This is a genomic window from Bradyrhizobium sp. SRL28 (assembly GCF_018596315.1).
GTDB lineage: Bacteria > Pseudomonadota > Alphaproteobacteria > Rhizobiales > Xanthobacteraceae > Bradyrhizobium.
Genome location: NZ_JAHEAG010000245.1, coordinates 1 through 363, shown reverse-complemented (window position 1 = coordinate 363; position 363 = coordinate 1). Strand labels below are relative to the sequence as shown.

At 65.0% G+C, this 363-nt stretch carries 1 protein-coding gene; it reads left to right on the top strand.

Features of this window, described 5'->3' with window-relative positions; all coding sequences use genetic code 11:
• Positions 1–363, top strand: a 363-nt coding sequence (locus KIP88_RS46195; protein WP_214494682.1) for a transposase, incomplete at both ends; no start/stop codon positions are given.

Below are 363 nucleotides of genomic sequence, written 5' to 3'. Positions count from 1 at the left end.
TGAGCAAGGAATTTCGCCCCTGGAAGATCGACGAGGTCCAGCTTCTGCCGCCGAGCGTGCAGGATTATGTGCCGAGGGACCACGTTTCGCGGCTGATCGTGTCGCTGGTCAGGGAAAGCCTTGATCTATCGGCGATCATAGGCAGCTACCGAAGCGGGCTGGGGCAGCCGCCGTTCGATCCGCGGATGATGACGGCGCTGCTTCTGCACGGCTACGCGAGCGGTATCTACTCGTCGCGGCGGATCGCCAGGGCGGCGGTGGAGCGGGCGGATTTCATGATGATCGTGGCGGGCGATGCGCCGGACTTCCGCACGATCTCGGAGTTCCGGCGGCGGCACCTGAAGGCGCTGGCCGACCTGTTCG